At 68.7% G+C, this 12580-nt stretch carries 12 protein-coding genes; 7 read left to right on the top strand and 5 right to left on the bottom strand.

The annotated features are described in order from the left end of the window. Positions 1-136 precede the first annotated feature (136 nt). The 4 genes from ABZX92_RS19860 to ABZX92_RS19845 all read left to right on the top strand — a co-directional run bounded on the left by ABZX92_RS19860 (position 137) and on the right by ABZX92_RS19845 (position 4046). Complete coding sequence (locus ABZX92_RS19860) at positions 137-1213, top strand: Asp23/Gls24 family envelope stress response protein (protein WP_355561137.1); 1077 nt, start codon at positions 137-139, stop codon at positions 1211-1213. 146 nt (positions 1214-1359) lie between these two features. Further along, positions 1360-2328 carry a hypothetical protein gene (locus ABZX92_RS19855; protein ID WP_355561134.1) on the top strand — a complete coding sequence of 323 codons (969 nt, stop codon included), beginning with the start codon at positions 1360-1362 and terminating at the stop codon, positions 2326-2328. Beyond that, complete coding sequence (locus tag ABZX92_RS19850) at positions 2325-2837, top strand: GNAT family N-acetyltransferase (protein ID WP_355561133.1); 513 nt, start codon at positions 2325-2327, stop codon at positions 2835-2837. Before ABZX92_RS19855 ends, ABZX92_RS19850 begins: the two co-directional genes overlap by 4 nt. A gap of 72 nt (positions 2838-2909) precedes the next feature. Beyond that, positions 2910-4046, top strand: a complete 1137-nt coding sequence (locus ABZX92_RS19845) for a BMP family ABC transporter substrate-binding protein (protein ID WP_355561130.1) — start codon at positions 2910-2912, stop codon at positions 4044-4046. Here the strand turns inward: ABZX92_RS19845 and ABZX92_RS19840 are convergent. From ABZX92_RS19840 to ABZX92_RS19825, 4 genes are read right to left on the bottom strand one after another with little or no spacing between them, the layout of a single operon-like run. Continuing rightward, positions 4024-4527, bottom strand: coding sequence for an AAA family ATPase (locus tag ABZX92_RS19840; protein ID WP_355561127.1), 504 nt, complete (start codon positions 4525-4527; stop codon positions 4024-4026). The two genes, ABZX92_RS19845 and ABZX92_RS19840, sit on opposite strands and share 23 nt — an antisense overlap. A gap of 10 nt (positions 4528-4537) precedes the next feature. Then, positions 4538-5293: a maleylpyruvate isomerase family mycothiol-dependent enzyme gene (locus ABZX92_RS19835; RefSeq protein ID WP_355561124.1), complete on the bottom strand. Its 756-nt coding sequence runs from the start codon at positions 5291-5293 to the stop codon at positions 4538-4540. Continuing rightward, on the bottom strand, positions 5287-6453 hold the full coding sequence (locus ABZX92_RS19830; protein ID WP_355561121.1) for a nucleotide disphospho-sugar-binding domain-containing protein: 1167 nt from the start codon (positions 6451-6453) through the stop codon (positions 5287-5289). The genes ABZX92_RS19835 and ABZX92_RS19830 overlap by 7 nt, the downstream gene beginning before the upstream one ends. Positions 6454-6458: 5 nt before the next feature. Further along, a complete protein-coding gene (locus tag ABZX92_RS19825) occupies positions 6459-6884 on the bottom strand; it encodes a GNAT family N-acetyltransferase (RefSeq protein ID WP_355561119.1) in 426 nt (141 codons plus the stop codon). A 218-nt stretch (positions 6885-7102) separates the two neighbouring features. On the opposite strand from ABZX92_RS19825, the gene ABZX92_RS19820 reads away from it, so the two are divergent. The 3 genes from ABZX92_RS19820 to ABZX92_RS19810 are packed head-to-tail and all read left to right on the top strand — an operon-like array spanning position 7103 to position 10131. Continuing rightward, positions 7103-8530, top strand: a complete 1428-nt coding sequence (locus tag ABZX92_RS19820) for a hypothetical protein (RefSeq protein ID WP_355561117.1) — start codon at positions 7103-7105, stop codon at positions 8528-8530. Further along, positions 8527-9516 carry a hypothetical protein gene (locus ABZX92_RS19815; protein WP_355561115.1) on the top strand — a complete coding sequence of 330 codons (990 nt, stop codon included), beginning with the start codon at positions 8527-8529 and terminating at the stop codon, positions 9514-9516. The genes ABZX92_RS19820 and ABZX92_RS19815 overlap by 4 nt, the downstream gene beginning before the upstream one ends. A 15-nt stretch (positions 9517-9531) precedes the next feature. Beyond that, entirely contained in the window at positions 9532-10131 is a 600-nt protein-coding gene (locus ABZX92_RS19810) for a TetR/AcrR family transcriptional regulator (RefSeq protein ID WP_355561113.1), read from the top strand. Here ABZX92_RS19810 and ABZX92_RS19805 read toward each other — a convergent pair. Further along, positions 10120-12474, bottom strand: a complete 2355-nt coding sequence (locus ABZX92_RS19805; protein ID WP_355561111.1) for a GH92 family glycosyl hydrolase — start codon at positions 12472-12474, stop codon at positions 10120-10122. The two genes, ABZX92_RS19810 and ABZX92_RS19805, sit on opposite strands and share 12 nt — an antisense overlap. Between the last annotated feature and the right edge of the window lie 106 nt (positions 12475-12580).

The following is a 12580-nucleotide window of genomic DNA, read 5'->3' as shown; positions in this document are numbered from 1 at the left end:
AGCTGAACATTGTTGGGACACAGGGAAATCTCGAAGCGGGGCCGGTGATCTGGGTCACTGGCCCCGTGCCTATTCTGGCGCCGTCACCTCGCTTCTCCTCCCCTGCACCCTTCGCGCGCGAGACGGGAAAACACCCATGACCGAGATCATCAGCAACCTCTTCGGCCGCCCCAAGCAGGACGTCGTCCGGCAGGACGTCAACGCCCGCGACGACATCACGGGCCCGATCTCCCTCGACACCCGCACGTTCCCGGTCGACGAGGTCACCACCGACGAAACCGTTGCGCCCGAAGCGATCGACGACGAGACCGCCGAGCCCGCCGAGTCTGTCGAGGACGCCGCCGACGAGGCCTCCGACGCCGAGGCCGACACGAAGGAGCAGGTCGAGGGCGAGTCCGAGGAGACCGACGAGATCTCCGACGAGACCGCCGACGCGGACGACGAGACCGAGGACGAGGTCGTCGCCGAGGACGGCACCGACGAGGCCGAGGACGGCGGCGAGGCGGCCGAACCCGCTGCGCTGGAAGAAGAACTGGAAGACGAGGTCGAGGACGCCGACGCGTCGGACGAGGCCGTCGCGACCGAAGAGGCCGACGACGACGAAGAATCCGACGAGCCGACCGCAGCCGAAGCGAGCGAGGAGGCCGAGGACGCCGACGTCTCGGACGAGGCCGTCACGACCGAAGGGTCCGACGACGACGAAGAATCCGACGAGCCCGTCGCGGTCGAAGACGCCGAAGAGACCGACGAGCCCGTCGCCGCCGAAGACACCGAAGAGACCGACGAGCCCGTCGCCGCCGAAGACACCGAAGAGACCGGCGAAGAGGACGAGTCCGAGCCGGTTGCCGAGGTCGAGGCCGTCCCGGTCGTCGTCGAGGAGCCCACCGCCGAGGAAACCGCTGCCCCGGCCCGCGCCGCCGCCGGCACCCGCGGCACCCTCTCCGTCGACCACAGCGTCATCGCGAAGGTCGTCACGCTCGTCGCCGCCAAGATCGAAGGCGTGCACAGCCTCGACGCGGACGGCATCTCCGTCGAGGTCGACGGCGACGTCGCCACGATCAAGGTCTCGCTGGTGATCGAGTTCGGCCACGCGATCAAGGCGCTCGCCGAGCAGGTCCGCGTCGACGTGATCGAGGCCGTCGAGAACTTCCTGAACTTCGACGTCGACGGCGTCGACGTGCACGTCACCGACATCCACCTGCCGATCGCCTGACAAGCACCCAGATCTTCCGTTCGCCAAGAGGTCTCCGCGAAACCCGGTGCCCTGCCGGTTCCAGCAGCCGGTAGGGTGCCGCGCGTCCCGAATTACACCGTGGAGATTCGCGTCCGCGTGGCCAACGCGGAGGACGGAGAGGACGAGTGCGCACGGACGAGGCCGGTCACAAACCTGAGCTGGACCGGCTGAAAACCTTGAAAGAGCAGATCCTGTACGCGCTGGAGCACATGCCGCGCGGCAGCTCGGTGGAGGACGTCCGCCGCTGGCTGAGCAAGCAGGGTCAGCAGAGGGTGCCCAGCAGGCAGTACGCCGCGCCGATCGTGAACGAGTGGCGTGCCCGCAACGGCGTCGCGGACACGAGTGGACTCGTACCGCTGACGCCGGAGCTGATCGCGCAGCTCGACGGCACCGAGACCGTCGAGCCCGTTGAGCCTGTTGTGCCGGTGAAACCCGCTGGTGCCAAGGGGTTTTACCTGGTCGCGCTGATGAGCATCGGGGTCAGCGTGGACACGTCGTGGCGGTTCTTCGAGCAACGCCTGGGAATCACCGACGTCACCGAGCGGATCGTGCTGTTCTCCGTGATGGAGGCCGCGCTGATCGCGTGTGGCTGGGCCATGCGCGGCGGAGTTCGTCGTGACGGCCGTCCCGGTCCCGCGCGCCTGGTGGCGTGGGGGCTGACCGCGTTCGCCGCGTTCGCCGCCTTCAGCCTGTCCGGGCCGGTCGCTGGTACCGCTCGTGTGCTGCTCGGACCGGTGCTGGGCCTGGTGATGCTGCACCTCGCGCTCGGCATCGAGATCCGCGCGTCCCGTCAGCGCACGACCACCTGGGCTCGCGTGGGCCGGGAGCTGCGGGAACGCTTCCTCTCCCTGCTGGGCTTGGGCGACGACGGCCGGGACGCCCTGGCGCGCACTCGCGACCGGGCGGCGTTGCGAGCGGCGAAGCTGGCGCTGGCCGGCCGGTGGACACCTTTCCGCACGTCCCGGCTGCGCAAGGCACTGCACGCGTCGCACGTCGCGCACGACCCGGCGCAGAAGGATCGGATGTTGAAGGAACTGGGTGTGCTGCAGCACGCGCAGAAGCTCGCGGAGACCGCCCAGCCGTCGCCGTGGTGACCTTCACGTCCGACACCGGGCTGGCGGCCGAGATCGCCGGCCTGGTCAACCGCGTCTACGCCGAGGCCGAGAAGGGGATCTGGGCGAACGATGCCGCCCGGACCTCGGCGGACGAGATCGCCGAGCTCATTCGCGCCGGCGAGATCGCCGTGCTGCGATCCGGTGAGCGGGTGGTCGGCTCCATCCGGGTGCAGCGGCTGGACGACGGCCTGGGCGAGTTCGGGATGCTCGTCGCGGCACCGGAGGAACGCGGCACCGGCGTCGGCAGGGACCTCGTGTCCTTCGCCGAGAGCTGGGCGCGGGAGAGCGGTCTCCGCCAGATGCAGCTGGAGCTGCTGGTGCCGCGGGAGTGGGCGCATCCGGTCAAGGAGTTCCTGCGGGCCTGGTACACGCGGCTCGGCTACCAGGTCGTCCGCGTCGGCGACTTCACCGAGGACTACCCGGCGCTGGTGCCGCACCTCGCCTGCCCGTGCGACTTCCTGATCTTCCGCAAGGATCTTTCCCAGTAGTTGAAAGCGCATCCACATTGGACGTCGCGCGAGGTACCGTCCGGCGCAAGCCCAACCGGATGGAGATCTATCGTGCGCCGTCGTACGCGTGGCACAGCTGTGGCCGCGATCGCGCTGACATTGCTGGCAAGTGCCTGCGCCAAGGATTCTGGGAACGGGACCGGTTCGACCAACGCCGCCGGTGCCGGGTGCGAGTTCTCGACGCCGCCCACCGCCCCCGCCGCCACCAGCACCACCGCAACGGACAGCCAGAAGATCGACGGCAGCGCGTTGAAGATCGGCCTGGCCTACGACATCGGCGGCCGCGGTGACGCGTCGTTCAACGACCTCGCCGCCGCCGGGTTCGACCAGGCGATCAAGGACCTGGGCGTGAAGAAGGAGAACACCCGCGAGCTCTCCGCCGCGCCGAACGAGGACGAGGCGGCCAAGCAGACCCGGCTGCGCCAGCTCGCGTCCGAGGGCTTCAACCCGATCGTCGGCGTCGGGTTCGCCTACACCGAGTCGCTGAAGGTCGTCGCGCCGGAGTTCCCCAACGTCAAGTTCGGCCTGGTCGACTCCGCCGTGGACGGTGCCACCAACGTCACGCCGCTGGTCTTCGCCGAGCAGGAGGGCTCGTTCCTCGCGGGCGTCGTCGCCGCGTACCAGAGCAAGAAGTGCCACATCGGCTTCATCGGTGGTGTCGACATCCCGCTGATCCAGAAGTTCGAGGCCGGCTACACCCAGGGCGCCAAAGCCGCCGCGCCGAAGATCCAGGTCGACAAGAAGTACATCACCCCGGCCGGCGACTTCACCGGCTTCCAGGACCCGCCGAAGGGCCAGGAAGCGACGAAGGGCCTGATCGACAAGGGCGCGGACGTCGTCTACCACGCCGCGGGTGCGTCCGGCATCGGCATGTTCGCGGCGGCCAAGCAGGCCGGTGTGCTGGCGATCGGCTGCGACGCCGATCAGTACAACCAGCCGTCGCTCGCGGCCAACAAGGACATCATCGCGGCGTCGAGCCTCAAGCGCGTCGACGTCGCCGTGTACGACTTCTACCGCGCCGCCGCGAAGAACGACCTCGCGTCGCTGCCGAAGGTGTTCGACCTCAAGGTGAACGGCGTCGGGTACGCCGCGCCGGGTGGCAAGGTCGACGCCAAGCTGCAGGGGATTCTCGAGGGCTACAAGCAGCAGATCATCGACGGCAAGATCAAGGTTTCGGACAAGCCCTAGCTTCGAACCGCCGCACGATCTCCTGGGCGCAGTCGGCGGCGGTTCGGTGGGTCGTGTCCACCTCGATGTCGTGGTACCCGTGGGCGAAGACGCTGGTCTGCGACACGGCCAGGCCCGGTGGGCGGTCGCCGCGCGCCTGTTCGCGCCGGACCAGTTCCTCGTCGGAGCACCGGACGTCGACGAGCGTGAGGTCGTAGCCGTCGAGCAGGTCCGCGAGGCGCCACGGCTCGCTCAGCGGATAGTCCATGATCACGTCGTTCCCCGTGGAGACGAGGGCCGCGACCACCCGGTGATAGCCGAGCCGGGTGCGTCGCAGCATCTCCCGGACCTCTGCCTCGTTCAGCTCGCGAGTGTGCTCGGTCGACCGCATCCCGCTGATGCCGTCGACCGGCACCAGGAACCACGGATCCGGCAGCAGCCGCAGCATCTCCTTGCCGATGCTCGACTTCCCCGAGCTCGACGGGCCGTTGAGCAGGATCACCCTGCCCGGCCTAGAGGAAGACACGGGCGACACCGAGCCACGTGTCCGCGTCTTCACCGACCGCCGTCAGCCTGGTCTCCGCCCGACGCCGCCGGCGGGTCACCAGCAGGCAGAAGTCCTCGGCACTGCCCTGGATCCGTTGATCCGTCTCGTACGGATCCGGTCCCCACGACCAGAGCTCGCCCTCCGGACCTGTCAGCTCCACGCTGATCTGCTCCTCCGGGAACGGCAGCCCGGCCGCGTGGAACGACAGTCCCAGGCCCGCCACGCCGAGGTATGCCACGAGCTGCAGCCGCGCGGTCGGAGGGTGCTTCGTGCCCAGCGCGTCGTAGATGTCCTGGCCGTGCGCCCACGTCTCCATCAGCCGCAGCGGTGCCATCAGCTGGGCCGTCACCTCCGCGCCGATCCACGGGAAAGCGCGATCCGGCTCGATGTCGTACAGCGCGGACGCCACCTCGGCCCGGCCCGCGCGCCACTCCTCCAGCAGCGCGGCCCGGGGTTTCGCCGCGCCTGCCGCGGCAACGACATCGGAGTCCGTCGGCACCGGGTCGAACGCATCCGGCGTCCGGATGGCCGTGACCACGTCCGCATCCGCCGCGGCGAGATGCGCGATCTGGTGGGCGATCGTCCAACCCGTGGCCGGCGTCGCCCTGGTCCAGTCGTCGCGTGCCGACACCAGCGCGTCGAGCTCCTCACCTTCGGCGACCAGGGCGTCGACGATGAACCAGCTGTCCAGCTCGGACATGTCCAGCCCGTAGTTCAGCATGATCCACCACTACCACAGAGGGCAGCGGCTCTGCACAGCTCGACGGGATCACGAACGCCGTCCAGCGACGCCGCCCGAGCCGCGGCGGCCGCGAACCCGGGATCGCCCAGCACCTGCGCCACCGCAGCTCGCAGGGAGTCCACAGTGGACGGCCGGACGATCAGGCCACTCCCCTGCCGGGCGACCCGGTTCGCCATCTCCCACTGGTCGCCGCCGCCCGGCACGACCACGACGGGAACGCCCGCCCGCAGCGCCTTGACCAGCATGCCGTGCCCGCCGCCGCAGACCAGCACGGACGACTCGCGCAGCAGCTCGTCCTGCCTGCCCGGCCCCGACCGCGCCCACAGCGGCAGCTCGTCCGGTGGCGGTGCGAACGTCGACACCACGGCCCGCACACCCAGGTCCCGCAACGCTTCGAGCGTCTGCGAGGCCATGCCGGTGGCGCCGGTCCACGCGGTCGACGGCGCGATCATGACCAGGGGCGCGTCTCCCGGCGGCGGGATCATCAGCTCCTCGCTCGCCTCCCACAGCAACGGCCCGACCACGTGAGCGTTGGCAGGCCAGTCCGGGCGTGGCACCTCCAACGCGGGCAGCGTCGCGATCAGCCGCACCGCCGGACCCTCGCCACGTGGGCTCAGGCCGATCTGCTGCCGTACCAGTGCACGTTGCCGGTCACCCTGACGGATCGATCTTGCCGTCATCGCCCGTAGCAGGGAGTCGCGCAGCTTGCCGCGCACGCCGGTTCCTGGAGCCAGCCCGCTGCCCATCGGCGGCAACCACCGCGACGGCTCGTACAGCGGGTGCGGTGACAGCTGCGCCCACGGGACGCCGAGCAGTTCGGCGGCCATGCTCGCACCCAACGCCAGCACATCGCACACCACCAGATCCGGCGACAAAGCAGCCAGCTGCGGCACCAACGCCGAGGCGAGCACGGCAGCCTGCGAGTGCAGTGCGGAACCGAGATCCGCACAGCCGCGCAGATCAGCCAGCGTCAGGCCGTTCACCCGCGATGCCGTGATCCCCTCGCGGGCAGCCGCCGAGATCCACCTGTCGCCCGTCAACAGGACCGGCGTGTCGCCGGCCTCCAGAAACCGCAGGCACAGCGCGATCGCAGGCACCACGTGGCCCGGATCGCCCCCGGAGACCACGGCCACGCGCACGCCGGTCAGTCAACCACCTTGCTGAAGTGGAACGCGGGAATGACGTAGCCGGAACCGAGGTAGAGCCGGTGCGCGTCGTGCCGGTGCGTACCCGAGTCGAGGTGCACGCCGACGCAGCCGAGCCGACGCGCCTCCTCGTCGACCCACCGCAGCAACGCACCGGCGTGGCCCTGCTTGCGCGCGGTCGAGAGCGTGGTCAGGTCGTCGATGTAGAGGTGCGATCCGGCGTAGAGGTTCGTGAGGGGCCGGAAGCCCGCCACCGCGGCGACCTGGCCGTCCGCGTCCAGCGAGGCCACCAGCCGGTAGCCCTCCTTGCGCTGGGTCCGCACGGCCGCCACGAACTCGTCCGCCGAGGTGAGGTGCGGCCTGAGCTCGCGGATCGTGTCGAACGCCAATGCGGTGTTCTCGTCGTCGAGTTCGATGATGTTCACGCCGATGATCGTGCGGGACAGAAGTGGCCTCTCTGAAGGCCCATTTCACCAGCGTCTCAAAAGGCCACTTGCTGGAGTGGACCGAGATCGGCGGCAAACGGGTGCGCGCCAACCCGGTGACGCTCACCGTCACGCGGTAGCGGCCCATTGACGCTCCCCGGGACTCATTCATACATTCGAGCGCACTTTGTATGAATGAGCCCGGGGAGTTGGTCCGCATGCGGCTCGGCAGGACCGCGGTCGTTCTTGGTGGCAGTGCGGCAGGTTTGTGCGCGGCGGGAGCGTTGGCCGCGCACTTCGACGAAGTGATCGTGCTGGAACGCGACGAGCTGCCGGTCGAGGCCGAGCACCGGCGTGGTGTCCCGCAGAGCAAGCACCCGCACTTCCTGCTCAACTCCGGACGCCGGGCGATCGAGGCACTGTTCCCGGGCTTCGAGGAAGCGCTGATCAACGCGGGCGGGCTGCACCTGATGCCGTCGATGGACGCCGCCTACCTCGACGGGCAGGGCTGGTCGGCGCGCAAGAAGGCGTCGATGACGATGATCTACAGCTCGCGCGTGCTGATCGAACGAGTGCTGCGCGACCAGGTGCACAAGCTCGGCAACGTCGTGGTGCGCGAAGGGATTTCGGTCGGCGGCCTGAGCTTCCGCGACGGTGAGGTGGCCGGCGTCGACGACCTCGAAGCCGACTTCGTGGTGGACGCGATGGGCCGCGGCTCACCGGTCAGCAACTGGCTGACCGCGGCGGGCTGGCCGGAGCCCGAAGTGCGGACGCTCGACGCCAAGGTCACCTACACCTCGCGCTGGTACGAGCTTCCCGCCTCGCCACCCGAGTCGTGGTGGTGGCGGCACCTCGTGATCATGCCGACGCCCGACAAGGGCTCGCACCCGCCGGAGCACGAGTTCCTGGTCAACTTCTTCCCGATCGAGGGCAACCGGGCGATCGCGTGCATGGGCTCGTGGGGCCTGGAGATGCCACGCACGACCGAGGCGTTCATCGGATCGGCTCGGCAGGTGCGAACGCCGTTGTTCGCCGAGGCCATGGACAAGTGCACGCCCACTTCCGAAGTGCATCTGACCCGGTCCACTGGCAACAAGTGGCGGCGCTACGACCTGTTGAAAACGCCGGCGCGACGACTGGCGTTCGTCGGTGACTCGATCTGCGCGTTCAACCCGTTCTACGGTCAGGGCATCAGCGCGGCGGCGAGGTCCGCTTTGTTGCTGCGTGGGCATCTTCAGGCGGCTTCGTCCGTCGACCGCGACTTCTCCGCGCGGTTCCTGGCCGCGCAACGCAAGTCGCTGAACGTGCCGTGGAGCCTCGCGATGGCGCGCGACCAGGGCTACGAATGCGCGGAAGGCACGGAGGAACTGCCCGAGTGGCGGCGAAAGCTCATCGCGGCGGTGTCCGGACCGGCGTTCAGCTTCATCGTCGGTGCCGCGCGTGAGTACTCGGTGGTCGACGAGCACTTCGCGAAGGTGTTCAACCTGGACGAGTCACTGCGCGACTTCATGACCAACCCTCGCGTGATCGCGGGACTTCTGCGCTACCGGGTCCGCACCGCGTTGGGACGTCAACGAGTTCCGTTCAACTTCGATCCCCTGGCCGAACCGCCGGCCAGGGACTACTCGACGGCGGCGGCGCGATGACCGAGTGCGGGCCCGAGGCGGAAGCGGTCACGCGCGGTCTCGGGTTCGACTGCCACGACGTCTCCCCCGTCGTGTCGGTGCGGCCTCCGTGGGACCTCGCGAACTGGACGTTGCCGCTCCTCGAAGTGCTCGTGATCGCGGGCGCGGTGTTCGCTCTCGTGCACGCGATCCGGCGGCGGCGCGCGGGCGATCCGCTCAACCTCGCGCTGTGGTGGTCTTCGCTCATCTACCTGTTCGTCATCGAGCCGCCGCTGTACTTCCCGGAGTGGTTCGGGCTCGACGACATCTACGGCTTCATCTTCGCGCACAACCAGTTCACCGTGCAGTTCATGTGGGACCGGCTGCCGCTGTACATCGTCGCGTTCTACCCCATGATCAGCCAGCTCGCCTACGAGGTCGTGCGCTCGCTCGGGATCTTCGCGCACCGCGGCGCGCTCGCCGGATCGGTGGCGGTCGCGTTCGTGTGCCAGGTGTTCTACGAGGTGTTCGACCACATCGGACCGCAGCTGAGGTGGTGGTCGTGGAACCCGGCCAACGCCGTGGTGAACCAACCCGTGATCGGGTTGGTGCCGATGAAGAGCGCCCTGCTCTTCGCGTCGGTCTCGCTGGGTGCCATGACGTACCTGGTCGTCCGGTTTCCTGGACGATGGCGCCTCGCGGCCGGACTGCTGGCTCCGCTCTCGATGGTGATCGCGGGCTTTCCCGCGAGCCTGTTCGGCACCAACGTCACCGGCCAGGCCTGGGTGCTCGGTGCTGAGCTCGCCCTGATCTGGGTCGCGGGCGGATGGCTGGTCGTCACCGCGCAAGGACTTCCGGACGTGTCGACGTTCGCGCGGATCTATCCGGCGTGCTACCTGGTCGTCATGGCGGTGTTCTGGGTGACCGCTTCCGGCGTTCCGATCGCGAGCTCCGGGTACGCGCTGGCATGCTTCGCCGGCGCTGGGCTGGTGCTGGCGCGGCTCTACCGGGCGCGCGTCCTGGTGTAGGGAAAGATGGTGCGCATGGGGCACCACGGATGGCAGGGCAACCCGCCCGGCACGGAACAGGAGGCACGCCGCCGGATCGTGGAGGCGGCGACGGCGTGCCTGGACCGCGCGGGGCTCGCCAAGACCAGCCTCTCCGACATCGCGGCCGAGGCCGGAGTCACTCGGCAGACCGTGTACCGCTACTTCCCCAAACTGGCCGACATCCTGGGCGCCGTGGCGATCGCCGGCGTCGAGGAGTTCGCTGTCCGAATGGAACAGCACCTCGCGACGTTCGGCAGCCCCGCCGAGGTCGCCGTGGAATCCGTGGTGTTCGGCGTGCGGGCCGTCCCTCTCGAACCCCGGCTGAGTCTGCTGCTGCAAGCCGGTGAAGGCGACTTCTTCACCGGCGCGGTCACGTCCCGCGAGTGGCTCGGTCTGGGCGCGCGGATTCTCCGGAACGTACCGGTGGACTGGACGTCTTGCGGTGTGGTGGCCGATGAGGACTTCGCCGGGCTGGCCGAAGTCCTCATGCGGCTCTTCCTGTCATTCCTGCGCAATCCCTCGTCGCCTCCGCTGTCCGACGACGAGCTGCGGCGTTTGGTGGGCCGCTGGATCGGCCCTTCGCTAGCTTCCTAGCTGCGGCGGTGTTTCGGTCGCGCCCCACGTCCTGTTCGGCGTCGGGCCGACGACGTAAGTCAGTTTTCCGCCGTCCCGCACCAGCTCCGCCGGTGCCCAAGCGCGGTTCGACGCTGTTCCGTTGACCGTCAGCGACTGGATGTACTTGTTCTGCGCGGACGCCTGCGGTGCCTCGATGACGATCGTCTTCCCGTTGCCGCGCCTGATCTCCACCTTGGTGAAGATCGGCGTGGACAGCACGAGCTCCGCACGGCTCGGGATCTGCGGGTAGATGCCCATCGCGGCGAACAGGTACCACGACGACATGGTGCCGAGGTCGTCGTTGCCGGGAATACCACCGGTTCCGGTGGTCCACAGCGTGTCCAGGATCTGCCGCACGGTCTCCTGCGTCTGGTACGGCCGGCCGAGGTAGATGTACTGCCACGGCGTCTGGATGCTGGGTTCGTTGCCCGCGTTGTACCGCGTGCTGTTCGTACCGCTGAGGTCCCAGTTCCCGTTCTGGTCGTGGAAGAACCCGTCGAGTCGTGCTGCTGCCACCGCCTTGCCGCCCATCGCCGCCGCCAGGCCGGTGACGTCGTGGTAGACCATCCACGTGTACTGGGCGCTGGTGCCCTCGACGAACCCGGTACCCGTGCCCGGCGTGAAGTTCGGCGCCCACGTGCCGTTCGACGCGCGGTTGCGCATGTACTTGACGCCCGGGTCGAACACGTTGCGCCAGTACGCGGCCCGCTGGTCGAACAGCTGCTTGCGTTGGGTATCACCGAGTTTGCCCGCGAGCTGGGCCAGCGCGTAGTCGGCGGTGACGTCCTCCAGCGTTTCCGCTGCCGCACCCCAGCAGTGGCAGTTGTTCGACGGCACGTAATGCAGGCTCATGTACCTGTCGAGCGACGGCCGCTGCCCAGGACACTGGATCGGGCACCCGTTGTCCGACAGGTCGTTCGCCGTCGGCACCGTGCCCGCCTTGACCAGCGACTCGTACGCCTTCCGCACGTTGAAGTTCTCGGCCCCGAACGCGTACATGCCCGCGATCGCCGGCGCGGACGGGTCACCGGACATCACCGCGGTCTTGCCGTTGTTGTGCAGCCAGCGATCCCACTCGCCGTTCCGCTGGTCGGCGTAGTTGAGCAGCGATTGCGCGTAGTCGCCCGCTCGTTGTGGTTCCAGCAGCGCCAGCATCTGCACCTGCGACCGGTAGACGTCCCAGCCGGAGAACGTGCTGTACTGCGCCACTTGTCCGGGACTGAGCCGATACGCGCGCAGGTCCGAGCCGAGGTACTCGCCGTTGACATCGTTGGCCAGGCTCGGCTGCAGCAACGCGTGGTACAGCGCGGTGTAGAAAACGGTGCGCTGCGCGGCCGTCCCGCCGGTGGTCTGGATGCGGCTCAGCGCTTGTTCCCACTGCTGGCGTGCCGCCGCTTTGATGCCGTCGAACGCTGCCGTGTTCTCCGCCGCGAGGTTCGCCTGCGCGTTCGCCAGGCTGACGTACGAGATGCCGACCCGTGCGGTGACGATGCCGGGATCGAAGCCCACGTAGCCGCCCGATCCCTTGCCCGCGCGGTTCGTGAACCCCTCGCCGCCCTGACCACTCGTGCTGCCAGGGCTGAGGGTTCCGTCGCGCCACGTGCCGAAGCTCGTGATCGGCTGGTCGAACTCGGCGGTGAAGAACAGCCGGTAGTACACGCGCTGGTTCGCCGCGCCACCGGACGTCCGCCCGCAGAACCCGCCGCTGTCAACCGATCCGGTCACCCGGCGGTTGGCCGCGTCGATCCTGACCGACGCGTCTCCGCTGCCGTTCAACGAGTTCGAGGTGCGGAACAGCAGGTTCGCCTTGCCGCCGGCCGGGAACGTGAAGCGACCGGTGCCGGTGCGCTCGGTGGCCGTGAGCTCGACGTTCACCCCGTCGTCCAGCCCGGCCCGGTAGTAGCCCGGTGCGGCACTTTCGTTGGCGTGCTTGAAGTTGCGCGCGTAGATCTGATCCGTGCTGTCCGCGCTCGGCGACGACGTCACGTCCCCGGAGAACGGCATGATCGGGATGTCACCGGAGGCACCCGGCGTGCAGCCCGTCCCGTTGAGGTGCGTCAACCCGAACCCGCGAATCCGGGTGACGTCGTACTGGTAACCGCCCGCCGCCCCGGCACTGGTCTGGTCACCTCGGGTGGTGGTCGGACTCCAGGAGAGCATGCCGAACGGCCGCACCGCGCCGGGATACACGTTTCCCGCGTTGGTGGTGCCGATGAACGGGTTGACCAGACCGGCCAGATCCTGTTGCGCCGCGGCCGGTGACACTGCCGTCACCGTCGCCGCGACCGTCACACACAGCACGAACAGCGTCCTGAAACGCATGGTTCCCGCTCCTCACCGCGGCGGCGGTCCGTGACAACGTTGTCAACACCTGAGTCTCACACGTCCTCAGCTTGGCAGTCCGCGTACTTGTCGCCCACCGCCGAAA

It is taken from the genome of Lentzea sp. NPDC006480 (genome assembly GCF_040611995.1).
GTDB lineage: Bacteria > Actinomycetota > Actinomycetes > Mycobacteriales > Pseudonocardiaceae > Lentzea.
The sequence above is the reverse complement of the archived record's forward strand: the minus strand, read 5'-3'. Positions and strand labels throughout refer to the sequence as shown.